Annotated in this window: 24 protein-coding genes; 10 read left to right on the top strand and 14 right to left on the bottom strand. The window is 67.2% G+C overall.

Annotated features, from left to right (window positions below; translation table 11 throughout):
• Window positions 1–232: 232 nt before the first annotated feature.
• From feoB to DES47_RS11890, 7 genes are all read right to left on the bottom strand, one after another.
• Window positions 233–2,122, bottom strand: coding sequence for a ferrous iron transporter B (gene feoB / locus DES47_RS11920; RefSeq protein ID WP_133700938.1), 1,890 nt, complete (start codon window positions 2,120–2,122; stop codon window positions 233–235).
• Window positions 2,119–2,376, bottom strand: a complete 258-nt coding sequence (locus DES47_RS11915) for a FeoA family protein (protein ID WP_133700937.1) — start codon at window positions 2,374–2,376, stop codon at window positions 2,119–2,121. Before DES47_RS11915 ends, feoB begins: the two co-directional genes overlap by 4 nt.
• A gap of 119 nt (window positions 2,377–2,495) precedes the next feature.
• Window positions 2,496–3,104 (bottom strand): DUF1134 domain-containing protein, encoded by a 609-nt coding sequence (locus DES47_RS11910; RefSeq protein ID WP_133700936.1) that lies wholly within the window; start codon window positions 3,102–3,104, stop codon window positions 2,496–2,498.
• Between the two features lie 35 nt (window positions 3,105–3,139).
• A complete protein-coding gene (locus DES47_RS11905; RefSeq protein ID WP_133700935.1) occupies window positions 3,140–3,559 on the bottom strand; it encodes a hypothetical protein in 420 nt (139 codons plus the stop codon).
• Between the two features lie 24 nt (window positions 3,560–3,583).
• Window positions 3,584–3,898: a BON domain-containing protein gene (locus tag DES47_RS11900; protein ID WP_133700934.1), complete on the bottom strand. Its 315-nt coding sequence runs from the start codon at window positions 3,896–3,898 to the stop codon at window positions 3,584–3,586.
• 55 nt (window positions 3,899–3,953) lie between these two features.
• The gene (locus DES47_RS11895) at window positions 3,954–4,118 is read right to left on the bottom strand and encodes a DUF1328 domain-containing protein (protein ID WP_133700933.1); all 165 of its coding nucleotides are present in this window, start codon (window positions 4,116–4,118) and stop codon (window positions 3,954–3,956) included.
• Between the two features lie 183 nt (window positions 4,119–4,301).
• Entirely contained in the window at window positions 4,302–5,663 is a 1,362-nt protein-coding gene (locus DES47_RS11890) for a CHASE3 domain-containing protein (RefSeq protein ID WP_133700932.1), read from the bottom strand.
• A gap of 70 nt (window positions 5,664–5,733) precedes the next feature.
• Between DES47_RS11890 and DES47_RS11885 the strand changes: the two genes are divergently transcribed.
• Window positions 5,734–6,366: a response regulator gene (locus tag DES47_RS11885; protein ID WP_133700931.1), complete on the top strand. Its 633-nt coding sequence runs from the start codon at window positions 5,734–5,736 to the stop codon at window positions 6,364–6,366.
• A gap of 1 nt (window position 6,367) precedes the next feature.
• On the opposite strand, the gene DES47_RS11880 is transcribed toward DES47_RS11885, so the two are convergent.
• Together DES47_RS11880 and DES47_RS28715 are read right to left on the bottom strand one after the other, a co-directional pair.
• On the bottom strand, window positions 6,368–6,850 hold the full coding sequence (locus tag DES47_RS11880) for a response regulator transcription factor (protein WP_341800598.1): 483 nt from the start codon (window positions 6,848–6,850) through the stop codon (window positions 6,368–6,370).
• Window positions 6,851–6,913: 63 nt separating this feature from the next.
• Window positions 6,914–7,072, bottom strand: coding sequence for a hypothetical protein (locus tag DES47_RS28715; RefSeq protein ID WP_166651968.1), 159 nt, complete (start codon window positions 7,070–7,072; stop codon window positions 6,914–6,916).
• 168 nt (window positions 7,073–7,240) lie between these two features.
• Here DES47_RS28715 and DES47_RS11875 point away from each other — a divergent pair, with 168 nt between their 5' ends.
• From DES47_RS11875 to DES47_RS11855, 5 genes are all read left to right on the top strand, one after another.
• On the top strand, window positions 7,241–7,654 hold the full coding sequence (locus DES47_RS11875) for a PaaI family thioesterase (protein WP_133700930.1): 414 nt from the start codon (window positions 7,241–7,243) through the stop codon (window positions 7,652–7,654).
• A gap of 62 nt (window positions 7,655–7,716) precedes the next feature.
• Entirely contained in the window at window positions 7,717–8,406 is a 690-nt protein-coding gene (aqpZ, locus tag DES47_RS11870; protein ID WP_133700929.1) for an aquaporin Z, read from the top strand.
• 7 nt (window positions 8,407–8,413) lie between these two features.
• Window positions 8,414–8,890: an FKBP-type peptidyl-prolyl cis-trans isomerase gene (locus DES47_RS11865; protein ID WP_133700928.1), complete on the top strand. Its 477-nt coding sequence runs from the start codon at window positions 8,414–8,416 to the stop codon at window positions 8,888–8,890.
• Window positions 8,891–8,995: 105 nt separating this feature from the next.
• Entirely contained in the window at window positions 8,996–9,553 is a 558-nt protein-coding gene (locus tag DES47_RS11860) for a cysteine hydrolase family protein (protein WP_133700927.1), read from the top strand.
• Window positions 9,554–9,581: 28 nt separating this feature from the next.
• On the top strand, window positions 9,582–10,544 hold the full coding sequence (locus tag DES47_RS11855) for a GlxA family transcriptional regulator (RefSeq protein ID WP_133700926.1): 963 nt from the start codon (window positions 9,582–9,584) through the stop codon (window positions 10,542–10,544).
• On the opposite strand, the gene ypfJ is transcribed toward DES47_RS11855, so the two are convergent.
• Window positions 10,541–11,434, bottom strand: coding sequence for a KPN_02809 family neutral zinc metallopeptidase (gene ypfJ, locus DES47_RS11850; protein ID WP_133700925.1), 894 nt, complete (start codon window positions 11,432–11,434; stop codon window positions 10,541–10,543). The genes DES47_RS11855 and ypfJ overlap by 4 nt on opposite strands.
• 30 nt (window positions 11,435–11,464) lie before the next feature.
• Window positions 11,465–12,652 (bottom strand): PQQ-dependent sugar dehydrogenase, encoded by a 1,188-nt coding sequence (locus tag DES47_RS11845; RefSeq protein ID WP_133700924.1) that lies wholly within the window; start codon window positions 12,650–12,652, stop codon window positions 11,465–11,467.
• Window positions 12,653–12,803: 151 nt separating this feature from the next.
• Here DES47_RS11845 and DES47_RS11840 point away from each other — a divergent pair, with 151 nt between their 5' ends.
• Both DES47_RS11840 and DES47_RS11835 read left to right on the top strand, forming a co-directional pair.
• Window positions 12,804–14,015: a GGDEF domain-containing protein gene (locus DES47_RS11840; protein ID WP_166651967.1), complete on the top strand. Its 1,212-nt coding sequence runs from the start codon at window positions 12,804–12,806 to the stop codon at window positions 14,013–14,015.
• A 10-nt stretch (window positions 14,016–14,025) separates the two neighbouring features.
• Entirely contained in the window at window positions 14,026–14,538 is a 513-nt protein-coding gene (locus DES47_RS11835) for a DUF1569 domain-containing protein (protein ID WP_243748277.1), read from the top strand.
• A gap of 7 nt (window positions 14,539–14,545) precedes the next feature.
• Here DES47_RS11835 and DES47_RS11830 read toward each other — a convergent pair whose 3' ends face one another.
• A complete protein-coding gene (locus DES47_RS11830; RefSeq protein WP_133700922.1) occupies window positions 14,546–17,425 on the bottom strand; it encodes a peroxidase family protein in 2,880 nt (959 codons plus the stop codon).
• Between the two features lie 158 nt (window positions 17,426–17,583).
• Here DES47_RS11830 and DES47_RS11825 point away from each other — a divergent pair, with 158 nt between their 5' ends.
• Window positions 17,584–17,787: a hypothetical protein gene (locus tag DES47_RS11825; RefSeq protein WP_133700921.1), complete on the top strand. Its 204-nt coding sequence runs from the start codon at window positions 17,584–17,586 to the stop codon at window positions 17,785–17,787.
• On the top strand, window positions 17,787–18,533 hold the full coding sequence (locus tag DES47_RS11820; RefSeq protein ID WP_133700920.1) for a sulfite exporter TauE/SafE family protein: 747 nt from the start codon (window positions 17,787–17,789) through the stop codon (window positions 18,531–18,533). The genes DES47_RS11825 and DES47_RS11820 overlap by 1 nt, the downstream gene beginning before the upstream one ends.
• A 2-nt stretch (window positions 18,534–18,535) precedes the next feature.
• On the opposite strand, the gene DES47_RS11815 is transcribed toward DES47_RS11820, so the two are convergent.
• Together DES47_RS11815 and DES47_RS11810 are read right to left on the bottom strand one after the other, a co-directional pair.
• Window positions 18,536–19,441 carry a c-type cytochrome gene (locus tag DES47_RS11815; protein ID WP_133700919.1) on the bottom strand — a complete coding sequence of 302 codons (906 nt, stop codon included), beginning with the start codon at window positions 19,439–19,441 and terminating at the stop codon, window positions 18,536–18,538.
• Between the two features lie 11 nt (window positions 19,442–19,452).
• Window positions 19,453–20,166, bottom strand: a complete 714-nt coding sequence (locus DES47_RS11810) for a hemerythrin domain-containing protein (protein ID WP_133700918.1) — start codon at window positions 20,164–20,166, stop codon at window positions 19,453–19,455.
• Window positions 20,167–20,242 lie beyond the last annotated feature (76 nt).

Raw genomic sequence — 20,242 nt, 5'->3', positions numbered from 1 at the left:
CGCAGGCTCGCCAATCCGCAAAGCACGCGCACCACGCGGGGTCGGCGGCCACCAGCGCATCCGCAGAGGGGGTGGGGGGCTGGCCACGGCGGGCATAAAGAAGCTGGAGGTCGGGCCGAAGGGACCGGCCCAAGCTTCAGCCCGCAGTGGCCGGCCCCCCCGCCCCCTCTGCCACCCCGAAGCAGCGAGGCGCCAAGCACCGACACCCCGTGGCGACGCTATCCGTTTCACTTCAGCCCCCCAGCCACAGCGTCACCCGGTAGGTGACAAAAGCCGCCGCATAGGCCAGCACGAACAGATAGGCGGCCATCAGCAGCGGATAGCGCCAGGAGTTGGTCTCGCGCTTGACCACGGCCAGGGTCGAGATGCATTGCGGCGCGAACACATACCAGGCCAGCAGCGAGTAGGCGGTGGCCAGCGACCAGCCCTGGGCAATCACCGGCGTCAGACTGTCGGCCAGGCCCTCGCCGGCGGCCGACAGGGCGTAGACCGTGCCCAGGGCGCCCACCGCCACCTCGCGTGCAGCAAGACCCGGCACCAGGGCAATCGAGATCTGCCAGTTGAAGCCTATGGGCGCAAACACATGCTGCAGCGCCTGGCCCAGCCAGCCGGCAATGCTGTACTGGATCGCCGGGCCGGTGGCGCCCTCGGGCGGCGCCGGATAGCTGGACAGGAACCACAGCACCACCATCAGCGCGAAGATGATGCCGCCCACGCGGCGCAGAAAGATGCGCGCCCGCTCGGCCAGACCCAGCACCAGATTGCGCAGGCCCGGCACGCGGTAGGGCGGCAGCTCCAGCATCAGCGGCTGGTAGCGGCTCTTCATCCAGAGGCGCTTGAACAGCCAGGCCACGGCCATCGCCGAGACCACGCCAGCGACATAAAGGCCGAACAGGGTCAGCCCGCGCAGATTGAACCAGCCGACGCTGCGCTCCGGCACGAAGGCGCCGATCAGCAGCGCATAGACCGGCAGGCGCGCCGAGCAGGTCATCAGCGGCGCCACCATGATGGTGGCCAGACGGTCGCGCCAGTTGGCGATGGTGCGCGTGGCCATGATGCCGGGAATCGCGCAGGCAAAGCTGGACAGCAGCGGGATGAAGGCGCGGCCCGACAGGCCCACCGTGCCCATCAGCCTGTCGAGCAGGAAGGCGGCGCGAGGCAGATAGCCCGAGTCCTCGAGCAAGAGGATGAAGAAGAACAGGATCAGGATCTGCGGCAGGAACACCAGCACGCCGCCGGCTCCGGCCAGCACGCCATCGACCAGCAGACTGCGTAGCGGCCCTTCGGCCATGTGCGCGGTGACCCACTCGCCCAGGCCCGCCATGCCGGCCTTGATCGCATCCATCGGCAGATTGGCCCAGGAGAACACCGCCTGGAAGATCAGGAACAGCACCGCCGCCAGTATCGCCAGGCCCCAGACCGGGTGCATCACCCAGGTGTCGATGCGGTGGTGAAAGCGCTGAAAGCGAGCCGGCTGCACGACGGCGGCGGCCAGGATGCGCCGTACCTCCTGCTGCAGCTGGGCCGGCGCGGCCGACACCGCATGCAACTCGGCCGCGGGCGTCGATGAAGCGGTGGCCAGCTGCGTCTCCAGCTGTGCCAGCAGGCGCAGATGGCCATCGTGCTTGACGGCCACCGTCTCGACCACCGCGCAGCCCAGTTCAGCGGAGAGTTTGGCCACGTCGATGACCAGGCCCTGCTCGCGGGCCACGTCGGCCATGTTCAGCGCCACCAGCATCGGTCGGCCCAGGCGCTTGAGTTCCAGCACCAGGCGCAGATTCATGCGCAGATTGGTGGCGTCGACGACGGCAACGATGGCGTCCGGTGCGGCCTCGCCGGCGCGGCGGCCTTCGATGAACTCCAGCGTGACCTGTTCGTCCGGCGTGGCCGGCGTCAGGCTGTAGGCGCCCGGCAGATCGATCACAGAGACCAGCCGGCCGTCGCGCAGCCGCGCCTGGCCGGCCTTGCGCTCGACCGTCACGCCGGCGTAGTTGGCCACCTTCTGGCGCGCACCGGTGAGCAGATTGAACAGGGCCGTCTTGCCGCAGTTCGGGTTGCCGACCAGGGCCACACTCCACAACGGGGGGGCATAGGACTTCAGGTTTTGCTCAGCGCTGCTCATGATGGCTGCGCACAGATCGGCAGCACATGGATGCACTGCGCTTCGAGCAGGCGCAAGGCGAACAGGGTGTCGCCGATCAGCACCGCCAGCGGCTCGCGGCCACCGGGGCCGCGGCGCAGCAGTTGCAGCGGTTCGCCAGGAATGAAACCCAGCTCGCCCAGACGCCTCAAGCCGGCCTCGCCGAGTTCAGGTGAGGCGGCGCTCAGGTGATCGACGGTGGCATGGGCACCGTTGGCCAGTTCGTTCAGCATCATGGGGAAGAATGGCGGAGGCCGGAGTCGCAATCTAATTGCGAATGAGAGTCTATCTCATCAAGCCTCGCAAATCCCTGACCACGATCAAGCGGCGGCGTGCGAACGCCGCGACACCTGGCTCAGAAGGGGTTGTAGCTCTTCTCGCGCCGGTAGTGGACATAGCCCACGCTGGCGCCTGTGCGGAGCCCTACACCGAGGCGTATCGGCGCCAGCGTGATGCCGTTCAGGCGCTGGTAGTTGATGCCCGCACCACCGATGTAATACAGGCTGCCTTCGACGCCGGGGAAGCGCTGGTAGATGGCCGAAACCTTGGGCAGCTTGTAGACCAGGGTGAAGACCTTGGAGGCATTGGCGCCCACGTCCAGCCCGATGGACGGCCCGGCCCAGTAGACGCGTGCCGTGCTGCCGCCCTTCATGGTCAGTTGCCCGTCGCCATAGCGCACACCGACGGTCAGGGCGGCCGAGGCCTCCTCGCCCTTGATGTAGCCATTGGGCCGGCCCTGTTCCTTGAAGGCCTTCTCGATCACCTTGGCCAGGCCTTCGGTGGTATTGCCGAAGAAATCGGTGGCGGCGGTGAGGATGGAGTCCTGGTCATAGGTGTTGTCGTCGGCCGCGAGGGCCGGCAACCAGGGACTGGCCAGCACCAGGCCTGCGCCCCATTGACCGAGGCGCAGCAAGGCGTCACGCCGGGACTGCGCACCGGCGGCTGGCTGATCAAACTCTTGCATGCTGATACCTCTTGATGACCAGCCTCTAGACTAGCTCAATCCCGGCCCCTGTGGCCACGGCCGCGATTGTCATCATCGCCATGGCCCCGACCCCTGTCACCACGGCCGTGGCCGCGTCCACGGTCGTCGCGAGCCTGGCGGGCGTGCTCCTGCACCCAGCGCTCCTGCACGAAGTAGACCGGCTGGCCGCAGGCCGAGTAGCGGCCGCAGTAGCGACCCCATTCACGCTGATGGCCTGAAGGAACATAGAGGTAGATCGGGCGCTGATGCACGGCCACCGGCGTCGGCGCGTAGATCACCGGCTGCGGATAAACCACCATCGGCGGCGGTGCATCACCGAAGTTGATGCGACCATAGACACCGGGCTGGTTGATCTGCACGGAGACCCCGACCTGAGCCAGCACGGGGGTGGCCATCGCCGAGACGGCGAGAAAGAGGGCAATGCTGCGCTTCATGTGGAGGTCTCCTGCTTCAATGGATCAAGGACGAACGACGACCTGGTTCTTCACCGCCATCACGCCCTTGACACCGCGGGTGATGTTCTCGGCAATGACGCGCTCCTTCTCGCTCTTGGCGAAGCCGGACAGCATGACGGTGCCCTTCATCGTCTCGACGCTGATGGCCGAGGCGTCAACGTCCTTGTTGTCGACAAAACGGGCCTTGACCGCGGTGGTCAGGGCCGAGTCGTCGATGTAGGCGCCGACCGTTTCCTGGCCGCGCGTCACGGCGCAACCGGAGAAGGCAGCCAGAGCGGCAACGGTGAACAGGACGGTCAAAGTGGAACGAGCATTCATGATGAAAATCTCCTGGTGATGGATGAAAAGGAACTGAGGCCCCGGCGAGGCAAGGTCAGCCGCGCCGGAACAGGCTGGCCACGAAGCTGAGCACGGCCAGCACGACGAACACGAAGAACAGAATCTTGGCAATGCCCACGGCGCTGGCGGCAATGCCACCGAAGCCGAACACGGCGGCGATCAAGGCGATGACAAAGAAGACGATGGCGTAATGCAGCATGACGAAACTCCTGGGCAAGAGGCGCCTGGGCGCCCGGTATTCACGGCTCGCATCCGGTGTCTTCGACGAGGCCGAAGAAGGTAGATGCGATGGAGTGACTTTGCGCCGAGGGCCGGGAGCAAGCCATCGTCCGAGGGCGCGAGGCCCTGTCGGCCAGCGCAGACGATGCTTGTAGGACGAGAACTACGCCTGCGACTGCGGCAGCAGGGCACTGATGCAGGTGCCTTCGCCCTGCACCGAAGTCACCGTCAGCCGCCCGCCGTCGGCCACGACGCGAAAGCGCATGCCCAGCAGACCGTGGGCGGAGCGCGTCGCCTGGGCGGTGTCAAAGCCGACGCCGTCGTCGCGCACCTCGACCAGCACCTCCTGCTGCTGCGGCGCCAGGCGGATATGCACCTGAGCGGCCTGCGCGTACTTGGCGATATTGGTCAGTGCCTCCTGCACGAGGCGGAATACCGTCAGCTCGGCAGAGGCGTTCAGGGCCACCGCCTGCAGCTCGCAATGCAGATCCAGGCCCGAGCTCTGGGCAAACTCCTGCGCCAGTATCTCCAGCGCCGCCACCAGTCCCAGATTGCTCAACGACGAGGGCCGCAGGTCTTCGGTAATGCGTCGCTTCAGTGCGATGCCCAGGTTCAGCGTCTCGTTGAGGTGCTGCAGCCGTTCGCTGGCCTCCGGGCTGCCCTGGCCCAGCCGCGCCTTGATGCGCGCGGCGTCGAGCTTGGCGGTGGTCAGCAGGGCGCCGAGTTCGTCATGCAGCTCGCGCGCCAGGCGGCTGCGCTCATCCTCGCGGGCGGTGAACAGATGGCGTGTCAACTCGGTCAGCTCGCCGGTGCGGCGGCCGACCTCGATCTCGAGCTGGTCGCGTTCGGCCTGCACCGCGCGCTGCAGGGCCGCGCGCTGGGCCTGCAGGGCAGCACTCTGGCGCAGATACAGAAACAGCGCCAGCAGGCTGATCAGGGTCGTCAGGGCCACCCCGATGCGGTTGAACAGCAGGGTGTCATAGACGTCCTTGCGGCCGGCCTCGACCTTCACCGTCTCCAGCGCCAGCAGCTCCTGTGCGGCGTCGCGCAGCGCCTGCATCTGCTCCTTGCCGATATCGGTCAGCAGGATGTTGCGCCAGGCCTCTTCCTTGCCCTGGTCGAACAGCTCGATGATCAGGTCCAGCTCGGACAGGCGGCGCTGCGCCATCGTCTCCAGCTGCAGCATGGGCGCGGCCGCCGGCTTGTTGCCCTCGTAGTAGTGCTTGAGCGCCGCCAAGGCGCGCTGCACATCCTGCGAGGCCTCGCGATAGGGCTCCAGATAGGCCTTGCGCGCACTGAGCAAATAGCCCCGCTGGCCGGTCTCGGCGTCTATCATGCGGCGCAGGACCTGCTGGATGTCCAGGCGCGCCACGGCCATCGTGCCCAGTTTGTCCATCGAACCGGTGGAGCGCCAGAACGCCAGTTCGCTGATAAGTATCAAGGCCACCGCCATCACCAGGGCAAGCGGAAACACCAGCGCGCGGCGCCGGTGCGGTGACAGCAGATCCAGGGCGGGTGCTTGCATCTAAACTCCTAGCTCAATCAGTTGGGGACCGCGCACAGCGAGGTCCTTCCCCAAAGCAAAAAGGCAGCTCATGATTCGCGTCGCCATCGTTGACGATCACGCCATTGTGCGGGCCGGACTGCGCCAGTACTTCTCCGAGCAGGTGGATCTGCGCGTCACCGGCGAGGCGGCCTCGGGCCGGGAGGCCATGGAGCTGGTGCGCCAGGGCGACCTGGACGTGATGGTGATGGACCTGTCCATGCCCGACCAGAGCGGTGTCGATGCGCTGCTGGCCATCAAGGCCCGTGCGCCTGAGCTGCCGGTGCTGATACTCAGCGGCTTTTCGGAGGCGCATTACGCGGTGACCCTGCTTCGCCAGGGCGCCAGCGGCTATCTGAACAAGGAGTGCGACCCGGAGGAGATCGTCAAGGCGATTCGCACGGTGGCCCGCGGGCGCAAGTACATCAGCCCCACGGTGGCCGAGCTGCTGGCCGACGGTCTTGGCGCCGACAGCGAGCAACTGCCCCATGAGCAGTTGTCCGAGCGTGAGTTCCAGGTGTTTCTGCGCCTGGCCAAGGGCGAAACCATAGGCCATATGGCCGAAGGCATGTCGCTGAGCGTGAAGACCGTCAGTACCTACCGCTCGCGGGTGATGGAGAAGATGAAGCTCGCCTCGAACAGCGATCTGACCTACTACGCGCTGAAGAACGGGCTGATTCAATGAGTCAGCGCGCGGCAGAGGCCAAGCCGCTGCAGTAGTCCAGCAATGCGTCGATCTCGTGCGACTTGTCGAACACGCGGTCGGCTCCCAGGGCCAGGCAGCGTGATCGCATATCGGGCGTGGCGTAGTTGGTCAGCACGACCAGGCTGGCCTCGGGGCGCAGGGGGCGCAGCTGCTTGAGCACGCCCAGGCCGGAGCCCTGTCGCAGGAAGATGTCAATGATGACGAGGTCATAGGCCGCCTCGCCGGGGCACAGCCAGGCCAGCGCCGAGGCCTCGTCCACGGCGCTGCCGACCACGGTGACGGGAGCCATTTCCTCCAGGGTCGCGATCAGATTGTCTCGGATCACCACACTGTCTTCGACGATATAGATCTTCAGCAGCGGCATCGTGGGCTTGGAGCGGTTCAAGGGCTGGGCCAGCACAGGGGCGTCGACCGCCGGCGCCGTACGGCCCGGCATCACCAGGCTCGCATTTTGGGCCTTCACCGCGCTCCGCCACGAAGAAAATTCATCATCGTGTCGCCATCGGGAAAGGTTGACTCATTGTCTTCACCGGCCAGCCTCGTTCGCGGTGCCCTTGGCCTGCTGGGCATTCTGACCAAGGTCGGGGACCGTCTGCTCGTCCAAGTCCGCCATCGGCTGGCAGGCGGCAATGGCCAGGACGTTCATCAGGACGAACAGCAGCAGGGTGGTTTTGATTGCGTTCATGGCGATATCGCAGCAACAGGGTGGCGGCCTTGGGTTTATCGATCGACTGCTGTGCACGATATGCCCATCGACGCGCCTTGCACATCGGCGGCGGGCGCTAGGCCTTGTACGCCTTGTCCTACACGGTGGCCTGACAATGCCGACACCTCAGTCACATCGGAGCCCACCATGTCCACCCCCGAGCATTTCAACCAACGCGGCGCCCAGGCCCTGCCCGGTCATCTGGGCATCGTCGTCACCGATGTGAAGCCTGGCCGTGTCAGTGCCACGCTGGACGTCAAGCAGCACCTGATGGCACCCAATGGCTATCTGCACGCCGGCAGCGTCGTCACCCTGGCCGACACCGCCTCGGGCTATGGCTGCCTGGCCAGCCTGCCCGAGGGCGCCAGCGGCTTCACCACCATCGAGCTGAAGTCCAACCATCTGGGCACGGCACTCGACGGCCAAATCGAATGCCTGGCCACCCTGGCACATGGGGGCCGGACCACCCAGGTCTGGGACGCCGTCGTCAGCCACAGGGGCAAGACGATCGCGCTGTTCCGCTGCACTCAGATGATTCTCTATCCCAGGGCCGGCGCTTGATCGGTGACACAGGCCTTGGTTAGACTCCCCCACTTCAAATCCACGTTATGGTTGAGGGGCACATGAAACAATACGGCGCAGAGTTCCTGGGCACTTTCTGGTTGGTGCTGGGCGGCTGCGGCAGCGCCGTGCTGGCCGCCGCCTTTCCCGGCGTAGGCATAGGCCTGCATGGGGTATCTCTGGCCTTTGGCCTGACCGTGCTGACGATGGCCTTTGCCATCGGCCATATCTCCGGCTGCCACCTGAACCCGGCCGTGTCCATCGGTCTGTGGGCCGGTGGCCGTTTCCCGGGAGCCAAGCTGCTGCCCTATATCGTCGCCCAGGTGGCGGGGGCAGTTGTTGCCGGCGCCGTGCTGTACACCATCGCCAGCGGCAAGGCCGGCTTTGACGTCTCGGCCGGCTTCGCCTCCAACGGTTTCGGCGAGCATTCGCCCGGCGGCTATTCGATGGTCGCGGCCCTGGTCTGCGAAATCGTGATGACGGCCTTCTTCCTGATCATCATCATGGGCGCCACCGACAAGCGCGCACCGGCCGGCTTTGCACCGATCGCCATCGGCCTGGCCCTGACCCTGATCCACCTGATCAGCATCCCGGTCACCAACACCTCGGTCAACCCGGCGCGCAGCACCGGCGTGGCGGTGTTCGTCGGCGGCTGGGCGGTCGAGCAGCTGTGGCTGTTCTGGGTCGCGCCCATCGTCGGCGCGGTGCTGGGCGCTACCATCTACCGCTCCATTGCCAGCGAAGAAAGCTGATCACTCGATGAACCAACTCTGCATCGCCACCCTGCTGGCCGCCGTTTTGTCATTTGCCAGCGCCGGCAGCCGCGCCCAGGCCAGCGCGCCTGCGGCCACCACACCTGCGCCGTCCGCGGCCGCCCTGGCGGCGGCCAAGGAGCCCGGCGCCCTGGTCAGCGAGACCGGCATGGTCTACCGCTCGCTGCGCGAGGGCACGGGCGCCAGCCCGCTGGCCACCGACAACGTCAAGGTGCACTACCGGGGCACCCTGCCCGACGGCACCGAGTTCGACAGTTCCTACAAGCGTGGCGAACCTGCCAGCTTTCCGCTGAACCGCGTCATCAAGTGCTGGACCGAAGGCGTGCAGCGCATCAAGGTCGGCGGCAAGGCCAAGCTGACCTGCCCGCCGCACATCGCCTATGGCGAACGCGCCAGGGGCAATGTGATCCCGGCCAATGCGACACTGTTGTTCGAGGTCGAACTGCTGGAAATACAGCGCTAGGAGGCTGTCTGGCATGTCCGGATTTGCCTGCAAGCTGTCCCTGACCGAGGCGACCGGGGCGGCCTGATTGCCCATGATCGAGGCTTCTCTCAACAGGAGTCCGATATGCGTACCGCCCTAGTCCTGATCGACGTTCAGCAATCCTTCGCCCAGCGCCCCTACTGGTCGCCCACCGACGTGCCGGCGTTTCTGGAGCGCAGCAATGCGCTGGTGAAGGGCTTCGAGGCCCGCGGCCTGCCCATCGTCCGCGTGATGCATGTGGACCCGCTGCCGGCCGGCAATGCCTTCTCGCTGGAGTCTGGTTTCGTGCGTCCCCTGGACGGCCTGGTCGATTTCACCCCGGCCCTGGAGATCGAAAAGCACCGCCACAGCGCCCTGGTCGGCTCGGGCCTGAGCATCTGGCTGCACCAGCAGGGCATCACCCGCCTGGTGGTCGCCGGCATACGCACCGAGCAGTGCTGCGAAACCACCACGCGGCACGCCAGCGACGAAGGCTGGGAGGTGGACTATGTGACCGAGGCCACACTGACCTTCGACATGGTGCAGCCCGATGGCCAGCCGCTGACGGCGGCGCAGATCAAGGCCCGCACCGAGACGGTGTTGGCGGGCAGGTTTGCGACGATCTGCACCGTCGAGCAGGCACTGGAGCGGGCCACGGCTTGAATCTGGCCTGAAGCACAATGCCGACACCATGATCGATCTGCTGTTCCTCGTGCTGCCCGGCAGCCTGCTGCTGGACCTGGCAGGCCCGGCCGAGGCCTTTCGCCTGGCCAATCGGCACCTGGAGCAGCGCGGCAAGCCGGCCGCCTTCAGGCTGCGCTATCTGAGCCCTGCGCCGGAGGCCATCTCGTCGGTGGGCTTGATGCTCAGCGGCCTGGAGCCGCTGCCCGAGCAGTTGCCCAAGGCAAGCTGGACGGTGCTGCTGGGCCAGCGGGGCCAGTTGCTGCAGGATCGGCAGATGCTGCGCAGCCCGGCCTGGCAGGCGGTGCGCCTGTGGCTGGGCCGCCTGATCGCGCCCCGGTTGCTGGAGGCCGACTCGCCGCACCGCCTGCTCAGCGTCTGCGCCGGCGCCCTGCTCGCCGCCGATGCCGGCCTGCTGGCGCGGCGCCACTGCACCACCCACCATGAGATGCTGGCCACCCTGCAAGACCTGGCCCCGACGGCCGAGGTGGTCAACAACCGTGTGTTCGTGATCGACGGTCCGGTGGCCAGCAGCGCCGGCGTCACCGCAGGCATAGATCTGGCCCTGCACCTGATCGCCGGGGAATGCGGCGAGGACATCACCGCCGCGGTGGCCCAGGACATGGTGGTCTACCTGCGCCGCGGCCCGCGCGACCCCGAGCTGTCGCCGCTGCTGCAGCACCGCAACCATCTGCACCCGGCGGTACACAGGGTGCAGGACGCCATCACCCGCCAGCCGGCCGAGGACTGGTCACTGCAGCGCATGGCCGCGCAGGGGGCGGTCACACCCCGCCATCTGAGCCGCTTGTTCGCCACCCATGCCCAGGTCACGCCACTGCACTATCTGCAGAACATCCGGCTGGAGCATGCGCGCCAGGCGCTGGCCCGAGGCGCCTCGGTCACCCAGGCGGCACTGGACGCCGGCTTCAGCTCGGACCAGCAGATGCGGCGGGCTGCCGCGCGACTCAGCTAGAGCTGCTTCGCTTCAAACGTATTGCACTGCGCGATCGCCCCGGTCTGCAGCCCGCGCTTGAACCAGGTCACACGCTGGGCGCTGCTGCCGTGGGTGAAACTCTCCGGCACCACCGTGCCCTGTGACTTGCGCTGCAGGGTGTCGTCGCCGATCTGGCTGGCGGCGTTCAGCGCCTCCTCGACATCGCCCTGCTCCAGGATCTGCCGCGCCGCCTGGGCGTGGTGGGCCCAGACGCCGGCAAAGCAGTCGGCCTGCAGCTCCAGCCTCACGCTCAGCGCGTTCTGCTTGGCCTCGCTGATGCGGCCACGCATCGCGTCCACCTTGCCCGAGATGCCCATCAGGTTTTGCACATGGTGGCCCACCTCGTGGGCGATCACATAGGCCTGGGCGAAATCGCCGGGCGCGCCCATACGGGTCTTCATGACCTCATAGAAGCCCAGATCGATATAGACCTTCTGGTCGCCCGGACAGTAGAACGGCCCCATCGCCGACTGGCCCTGGCCGCAGGCGGTGGGCACGCTGCCGCGGAACAGGGTCAGCTTGGGATCCTTGTACGTGCCGCCGGCTCGGGCGAACTGCTCGCGCCAGACGTCCTCGGTGTCTGCCAGCACGGTGCGCACAAACTGGGTCATCGTGTCATTGGCCGTGACCCGCGGCGCCGGCCGCTCCACCTCGGTCGAGACCCCGCCCTCTGCGCCGCCTTCCACGCCACCGAGAATGTTCAGCAGCGTCATCGGGTTGATGCCGAACATCCAGCTGCCCAGCAGGGCGATGACGATGGTGCCCACGCCCAGACCGCGCCCGCCGATGCTGATGCCCCGGCCGGTGGAGCCTCCGCCCTCACGCACATCCTCGACGTTGTCGCTCTGGCGATTGCCTTCCCATTTCATGCTGTGCTCCCGGGGGTGTATCGCCGCATGTTAGCGCGCCAGGCGCAGCAGCTTGCCGCTGTCGGTGAGCAGGAGCAGTGCGCCGTCCGGCGCCTGGCGCACATCGCGGAAACGCTCGCCCATGCTGCCGAACATCGCCTCGCGGCCCACCACGGTGTTGCCACTCAGCTGCAGACGCCACAGCGCCTGGCCGGCCAGCGCACCCATGAACAGCTGGCCCTGCCACTCCGGGAACATGCTGCCGGTGTAGAAGGCCAGGTTGCTGGGCGCGATCGAGGTCGGCACCCAGAAGCTCAGCGGCTCGACATAGGCCGGGGCATGGACGCCACCGCCAATGCGGCAGGCCTCTCCGACAGGGCTTCCGTAGTCGCAGCCATAGCTGCGCAGCGGCCAGCCATGGTTGGCACCGGCGCGGGCGATATTGATCTCGTCGCCCCCCTGCGGGCCATGCTCGCTGACCCACAGCTCGCCGGTCATCGGATGCAGGGCCGCGCCCTGCGGGTTGCGGTGGCCATAGCTCCACAGGCCAGGCGCGGCGGCTGCGCCGAGCTGAGGGTTGTCGGTCGGCACAGAGCCATCGCGCTGGATGCGCACCACCTTGCCGAGGTGCGAGGCCAGGTCTTGCGCCGGGCTGCCCTGCTGGCGCTCGCCCAGGGTCACGAACAGGCTCTTGTCGCGGCCGAACACCAGGCGCGAACCATAGTGGCCGCCGCCCGACACCTTGGGCGATTGCCGGAAGATCACCGTCAGCTCGCTCAGGCCGGCGCCGGTCCAGCGGCCGCGGGCCACCGCCGTACCCGAGCGGCCGGCCTGGGCGCCACTGCCGGGCTCGGCATAGGAAAGATAGACCCAGGGCGTGCTGGCAAAGTCCGGGTCCAGCGCAATGTCCAGCAGGCCACCCTGGCCGCTGGCATCAACAACGGGCAGGCCGCTGCTCAAGGTGGCCTGGGTCTTGCCATCGGCGCCCAGCAGCGCCAGCCGGCCTGCCTTCAATGTCACCAGCATGCGCCCGTCCGGCAGCAGGGCCAGCGCCCAGGGGCTGGCAAGGCTTGAGTTCAGGCTGCTGAGCTGAGGAGCGGGAGCGGGCGATGCTGCTTGTGAATCGCCACCGCCGCAGGCCGCCATCGCCAGACCGGCCACGATCAGGGCCAGGCCTCGACAGGCCGCCGCCACACTCGACCTCCCCTGACGGGCAATCGCTGGGGCTGGACAGTTCATGACGGTTCCTCCACGGATGGCCGAATGCCAAGTGTCCAAAATGATAGTCTTGGCAAGATCCGGCAGGCCGGCAGCATGCAAGTAGATGTATGCATGCGAAGATAGACGCCGACCTGCTCCTTGCCATCAAGGATGGGCGGACCGACCACTCATGCAATCGATCACCAACACCCTCGCCTTCGTCATGGTGCAGCAGGGCATTTTTGCGCTGGGGTGGTTTGCTGCGGGCATGGGGCTGAACCTGGCGCGCAAGGCCAGTCTGTACTGGTCGGTCGCGACCCTGATCACGGCCGCTGGCCTGGGGCTGATCTCGATGCGGGGTCAGGTGCCGGACTGGCTGAGCTACCCGCTCGCCGACTGGTTGACCGTGCTGGGCATGGCCCTGATACAGCGGGGTGTGCAGATCTTCAACCGCACACGCTCGGCCCCCTGGGAGATGCTGACCCTGCTGCTGGTCACCGCCCTGGCGATGGCCTGGATCGCCGCCACCGACGGCCACCATGCCACCGGCCTGGTGCTGGCCACCTCCGCCGCCGTGGCCTGGGCGCTGCTGCGCACTGCACAGACGCTGTTCTTCTCGCTGCGCCTGGAGTTCGGCGTCGGTCGCGCCACCGGCATGAGCCTGCCCTTCGCGCTGATGGGTCTGGCCTTCCTCACCCGCTTCATCGGCGGCATGCTGCGGCCCGACGTCGTGGGCCAACCGGTCAATGTGGCCGGTGCCTTCAACGAGGCCCTGGTGCTGGGCTTCCTGATGATGGGCCTGGTGACGAATCTGAGCCTGTCCTACCTGGTCGTGTCGCGCATCCTCAGCCAGTTGCAGCGCCTGTCCCTGCATGACAGCCTGACCGGACTGCTGAACCGGCGTGCGCTGCAGCAGCGGCTGGAGCTGGAGTCGCGCCGCATGATGCGCACTCAAGCGGGCTTTGCCGTGATCATGCTGGACATCGACTACTTCAAGCAGCTCAACGACAGCCATGGCCATGCCGCCGGGGACTTTGCGCTGGCCGGCCTGGCCGAGGAGCTTCGCGCCGTGTCGCGTGAGATCGACCATGCCGCGCGCATGGGTGGTGAGGAATTCTGCCTGGTGCTGCCGCAGTGCGATCTGGACGGCGCGCTGCTGGTGGCCGAACGGCTGCGCGCACGCATTGCCGCGATGAGCCTGCCCTGGGAGGGCGAGCAGCTGCGGCTGACAGTGAGTCTGGGGGTGGCGGCCGCTTCGCCGGCCGAGGCCAGGCCGGGCGTCGATGCCGCCGAGGCGGTGCTGCGCCAGGCCGACCGGGCGCTCTACCGCGCCAAGGCTGCCGGCCGCAACCGGGTCGAAGCCCAGGCACAGGCCGACATGAAACCCAGCCGCGTCGCCTGAAGGAGGACCCGTGAAACGCCGCACCCTGTTGATGACATCGCTGGCCCTGCTGCCCGCCTGGACCCTGGCCGACAGCCCCAAGGTGCAGAGCCTGGATCAGGCCCTGGCCTGGCTGGACGGTCTGGACAAGGCCGACAGCGCCAAGACCACCGGTGCCTGGCCGCTGGGCGCCGTGCTGGACCACCTGGCCCAGAGCATAGAAATGAGTCTGACTGGCTATCCCCAGCCGAACAGCGCGCTGTTCCAGCACACCGCCGGCGCGGCGGCCTTTGCCGTCTTCAAGTGGCGCGGCAAGATGAGCCACAAACTCGACGAACCTATCCCCGGCGCGGCACCGCTGCACATGCAGGGCGACTGGAAGATCGGCGCCCGGCGCCTGCGCCAGGCGATTCAGCGCTTCCAGGCCCACAACGGCGCGCTGAAGCCGCACTTTGCCTATGGCGCCTTGAGCAAGAGCGACTTCGCCGCCGCCCACAGCATGCACATCGCCAATCACCAGGACGAAGTCGTCGTGCAGGCCTAGCGGGCCGCTAAGGCTTGAAAGCGGGGTCGGCCTCGGCGCCGGGCCGCGGTTTCCACTCCAGCGAGTAATAGGCGCCGCGATCGCGCGCCCAGGGGTCGAAGGCATTGATCACAGGCTCCAGTTCGGCCTGCAGCTCGGGCATCGCACGCAACAGCACCCGTTTCAGCGGCGATACCGGCACCTCGTGGCCGTTCGACTTCACCTTCTCGATCTGCGGGCCGGTCGGGCCGTTGTCGGTGACCCAGCGCACACCGAGGCTGGTATAGAACTCGGGTCGGAAGCTGGAGGTAAAGAAGCGGTCGCTGAACAGCCGCCGCGAGGCATTCAGGATGAAGACCTGGAACTGCGTCTCCGAGATCGCAAAGCCATGGGGCCGGGTGTACTCCGACAGCCAGCCGACCACGTTGTCGACGTCTTCGATATTGTCCACCAGGCTACCGTCCGGATGGCCCAGGCAGTCGTTGATGGCCGAACCGTCGGCATTGCGCTGGGCCGTGGTGATGATCTTGGACGCGTCGCAGCGATGCTGGCCATAGACGTCGCGCAGCAGCGCCACCGAGCGCTCCTGCTGCTGCCGTGCCGGCGAACCTGCGGCCAGGCGCTGATCGATGAAGTCGTCAAAGCGGGTCAGCTGGCGCAGGCCGTACTGGCGGCGGAACTCGTTGAAGCGGGGCACGCCGCGCTCGCGGTCGCGTATCAGGTCCAGCGCCGCGACATCAATCTTGTTGGTAGCGCTTTGCAGCCGTGGCAGGTCCAGGTTCTGCAGAAACTGCGGCAGGTTGTTCAGGGTCAGCAGGCCCAGGCGCTGACGGCCCATTGACAGCGCCCAGTTGGCCACGCCCTTGCCCTGCATGGCCTGGGTGGCCTTGCCACGGAAGGTACTGACCACCGGCACCTTGGCGCGCACCCGGTTCGGGTTGGCGTCCCACTCGCGGTACTCGATCAGGTCCGGCACCAGCGCATGCAGGCGATAGACGCTGACGAACTCCTCCGGAAAATTGAACGGCGAGCCGAAGTGGTTGATGCCGCCGTTGACATGCTGCGGATTGGCCAGGCTCCACATATCGCCGGGATTGGGCGCCGTCCTGGCCATCTCGGCGTTGTCGGGTGCGATACGGTTGCCCAGGCCGAAGATGCCCGGCCCCGAGGCGAACACCGAGTACCACTGGGTGGCCTTCTTGGCGTCATCAGAGGTGCCGAAGTTGTTGACGACGATGCGCTCCAGCGCTGCCGATACCAGCTTGGCATCGGCGAACAGGCCGTTCCAGTTCGAGTTCATGCCCAGGTACAGCGGTTCGTCGTAGAGCAGCTGCGGCGTCCATTCGATGGTGTGTATCTTGGCAATCATGGCCGCCACCACCAGCCGCGCGGCCTCGAACAGTTCGTCCGGCGCGACGTCGGCATAGGCAATGGGCTGCGTCGGCTGCGCCGGGTTGCGCAGGCCCGAGTCGGCACGCGGAGTCAGCGCCGCCTGGGCGCGGAAGGCGTTCACAAAGCTGTTGTGCTCGCGCGCAAACAGGTTGTGATAGAAGCTCATGCCAATGGTCCAGTTGTCCGGGAAGGCAGTGGCCTCCTGGCCGGCCCATTGCGGCGCGATCGGGTCACCGGGCGCGAAGGCGGGCAGATAGCCTTGCTGCTCGCCGGCCCCGGCCCGCGAGCCGGGCGCCAGCAGCAGCCTGGCTGCGTCGCGCGGGTCGCGCTTGACGCGCTGGCGCGAGCGGGCGTCGTAGCCGTAGAGCTGAGAGGCGTCCCACCAGGCGGTGTTGTTATTGGCCATGGTCTTGTAGGCGCGCGTCAGCTGCGGGCCGCTGTTCGTCATCACGGTGGCCGGCTCGCCATCCTGTGCGACCAGGGTCCTGTCGATGCGGTCATCCGGCCGGCAGCCCAGGCGCGCGATCTCGGCCGCGCTCAGTGGCTGGCCCTGGCTGTCGATCGCACAGCCCACCGGCATCTGCGCGGCGGCGTTGTGACCCTCGTCCAGATGGGTGAACCAGTCATGGGTCATGAACTGGATCCAGAACGCGGCCAGCACATTGAAGAACGGCGCCTTCTGGTAGTCGCACTGCGCGTCGGCGTCGTCGCCGGGCAAGCCCTGGCCCTCGCGGCATTTGTCGGGCGCGGTCTGCGCACGGGTGAATAGCTTGCGGCTGATGACCTGAGGGTCGGGCTTGAGCAGGCCCAGCCGGTCGCCATGGCGGTTGAGCGCCAGCTGGTTCCTGCCCAGATCGGGAAAGGTGGCCTCGAATGGCACATTGCGTGCGAACGGTGTGCCGCTGGAACCCATCAGCGGATTGCGCAGGTCATTGCAGATGCCGCTGACCGTGCGCCCGCGTATCAGCTCGCCCTGGCACAGCTGCTCGCCAGCACCGCCGACCGCGGCATAGTCCGGCGAGGTGGCGGGCAGGCGCATCACCGGCCAGACCTTCAACGCCGGGCCGGCCACGCCGTCGCGGCCCAGCACGTAGTCGGCATAGCTGCCGGCGTTGTCGAACAGATTGAACTTGACCAGCTCGATGCGCTGGTACTCCAGGTCCATCAGCGCGCCATCGATGCCGCGACCGTTGCGTGACAGGTGCAAACCCACGGAAGTGGTGCCCGGTGCCAGCGTGGAGGTGTCGCCGGCGGCCCAGTAATTGGCCCAGTCCACATAGGGCGTGCTGCGGAAGGCCAGCGGCTTGTCACCGCCCCGGCAGCGGGCCACGTCCTCGCCGACCTTGCCCTGGAAGCGCTGGTCGCGCTCGGCCGCCACCGGCCTGAAACCGCCAGCCACCATGTCCACACAGCTGGCGAAGTCGCTCTTGCCGCCATCGCTGCTGGCACAGCCGCCCAGCAGGGCGACCGAGATGCACAGCAGACAGGTCCAGATACGGGCCGGAATTCGATTCATCGCGGTTCTCCCTGTCCGTGCCCTGGCCGGACACGCCCGCGAGTATCGGAGCGGTCCGAGGTCGCTGCAACACCTAAGACTAGGCACCGGGACGTCAAGCATTGGTCGAAGCAGGACCGTGGGTGCAACAATCAACAGTCTCTTCCTGAGGGTCTGCCATGAGTTCGCTGTTCACCCTGGTCTTCTGGTGCCTGCTGTTCGTGCTGTGCTGGCCGCTGGCCCTGCTGGCGCTGGTGCTGTGGCCGCTGTTCTGGCTGCTGTCGCTGCCCTTCCGACTGATCGGCATCACCTTCGACGCCCTGTTCGCACTGCTGCGCGCGATGCTGTTCCTGCCGGCGAGGCTCTTGGGTCACAAAGGCTGATGGATCAGCTGCTGGTGATTCTGGCCGTCGGTGCGGCCTTGGCCGGCTTCGTCCAGGGCTTGTCGGGCTTTGCCTTCGGCATGGTGTCGATGTCGATCTGGGCCTGGACCGTCGATCCGCGCCTGGCCGCCGTGATGGCGGTGTTCGGCGGCCTGACCGGCCAGCTGCTGGCCGCGCTGACGGTGCGCCGCGGCTTCGACTGGCGGCGCCTGCTGCCCTTCCTGCTCGGGGGCCTGGTCGGCGTGCCGCTGGGCACGGCACTGCTGCCCCAGGTCAATGCCCAGGTCTTCAAGGCGGGCCTTGGCGCGCTGCTGGTGATCTGGTGCCCGCTGATGCTGATGGCCAGGCAGCTGCCGCGCATCAGCATCGGAGGCCGCGTGGCCGACGCGGTGGTCGGCACCATCGGCGGCGTGATGGGCGGCCTGGGCGGCTTCACCGGCGCGATACCGACGCTGTGGTGCACGCTGCGCGGCATGGACAAGGACGCCCAGCGCGCCATCATCCAGAACTTCAACCTTGGCGCCCTGGCGCTGACCATGGTCACCTACGTGGCCCAGGGCATGGTCACGCGCGAGATGCTGCCGCTGTTCGGCGTGGTCGCCCCCGCCATGCTGGTGCCCACCCTGATCGGCACCCGCGTCTACATCGGCATCAGCGAGGCCCGCTTTCGCCAGATCGTGCTGAGCCTGCTGACCGCCTCGGGGGCGGCACTGCTGGCTTCATCGGTACCCAGGCTCTTGGCCTGAACTCAGCGCCCGCCAGCAGGCAGCGGCGCCAGGCTCTGCAAATACAGATGCAGCGCCGCCGCGTCCGTATCGTTCAACTCCTTCAGCGCACCGAATGGCATCACCGGGCTGACGGCCGAGCCATCAGGGCGCTTGCCATCGCGCAGCATCTGCGTGAACTGCTGGGCGGTGGCGTAGCGGGTCATGCCACTGCCGGCACCAGGGGTCAGATTGGCTGCTTCGGGCCAGTCGGGCGGGCCGCCGGGGATCTTGCCGCCCGACAGCCTGGCGCCGTGGCAGCCTATGCACATGCTGGCCACATAGGCGCCATGGGCCAGCGTCACCGACTCGGGCACCGGCTGCGGGGGTGGCAGGCTGTGGTCTATCTTCTCGTAGGCATCGGGAATCAGGCCGGCCGCATACAGGGCCTTGGGCACCAGGGGCAGCTTGACGACGGCGGCCTCGCCGGCCACCGGCGGCAGCTGGCGCACATAGGCGACCAGGGCGGCCAGATCGGTATCGGTGAAGCGGGCATAGTCCTCGCTGGGCATGATCAGGGCCGGCCGACCATCGGGCTTGACGCCATGGCGCAGCGTGCGCACCCAGTCCTCGGGCTTGTAGCCGGCCACCACATTGCCCGGGCCGGGGCTGATGTTGGGCCCCTTCAGCTTCAGGCCGTCCGGCGCCTCGACGAAGACCCTGCCGGCACCGTCGGCGCCATGGCATTCGGCGCAGCCGCGCGAGTTGTAGAGATAGCGGCCCCGCTCGACTGCAGGCAAGTCATCGCGGTAGGCCAGCGGCTGCACCTTGACGTCCAGCACGCGCTGCATGCGCCGCTCGGCCAAGGGCTGGGCCGCCAGCAGGGCCAGGGCGATCGTGCCCACCACACCGGCCAAGGTCAAGGCGCCGCGCTTCACCCATTTGTTCATGCTGGCGCTCCTCAGACACAGTGCGCGGCGCGCTGCTGCGCCGGCAGACCCAGGGCGCCGGCCAGCTTGCGCCAGGCACCATCGTTCAAGCGCGGGCGCAGCATGTCCAGCACGGCGCGGAAGGCCTCGGGCGGCATGCCCTGCTGCATATCGCCGAGCATGCCGGCGCGCTCCTGCGGGCTCAGCGCGGGCAGCATCCAGCGCAGCGTCTGCATCATTTCGGTCGGCGGGATGCTGGAGACCAGCGCGTGGTGGATCTGCATCAACTCAGCATCGCTGTAGTGCTGCCACAGCGCCGTATTGTTGGCCGTTTCCTCGATATGCATGTGCTGGAAATTCTCGGCCACGAACAGCGCCAGGTGGCGGTACAGGCGCAGCGCCAGCGCGCCGCGGCGCTCGGGCGCGGCCTCGCGCAGGGCCTGCGTTTCGGCCTGCAGGGCGGCGATGCTCTGCTCATGCTCCAGATGTTCGCCGGCGGTGCGGTGGGCGCCGCCGGGCTGGCGCGCATTGATGGCGGCGTGGACGAAATCGTTCTCGTGCTTCAGATGGCTCAGACAGGCCGTCAGCAGCTCGTCAAGCTGGGCCAGTCCGGCTTGAAGGTCGGCGGCGTCATGCACATCCATCTCGCCGACACGGCACATCGTGTGGCACATCTGGCTGCGCAGGGCCTTGTGGATGGGGGCGTAGAGATCGGCGCGGACGGCGCTGGGGCTGGCTTGGTGCATGGCGGGCTCGCAAAGGGTGTTGGTAGAGCAGTCCAGTGTCCCAACTCATCCGTCTCGAGGCATCCGCCAAAGGAGC

It is taken from the genome of Roseateles toxinivorans, assembly GCF_004362525.1.
Taxonomy (GTDB): Bacteria; Pseudomonadota; Gammaproteobacteria; order Burkholderiales; family Burkholderiaceae_C; genus Paucibacter; species Paucibacter toxinivorans.
This window is presented reverse-complemented; position numbering and strand designations above follow the sequence as displayed.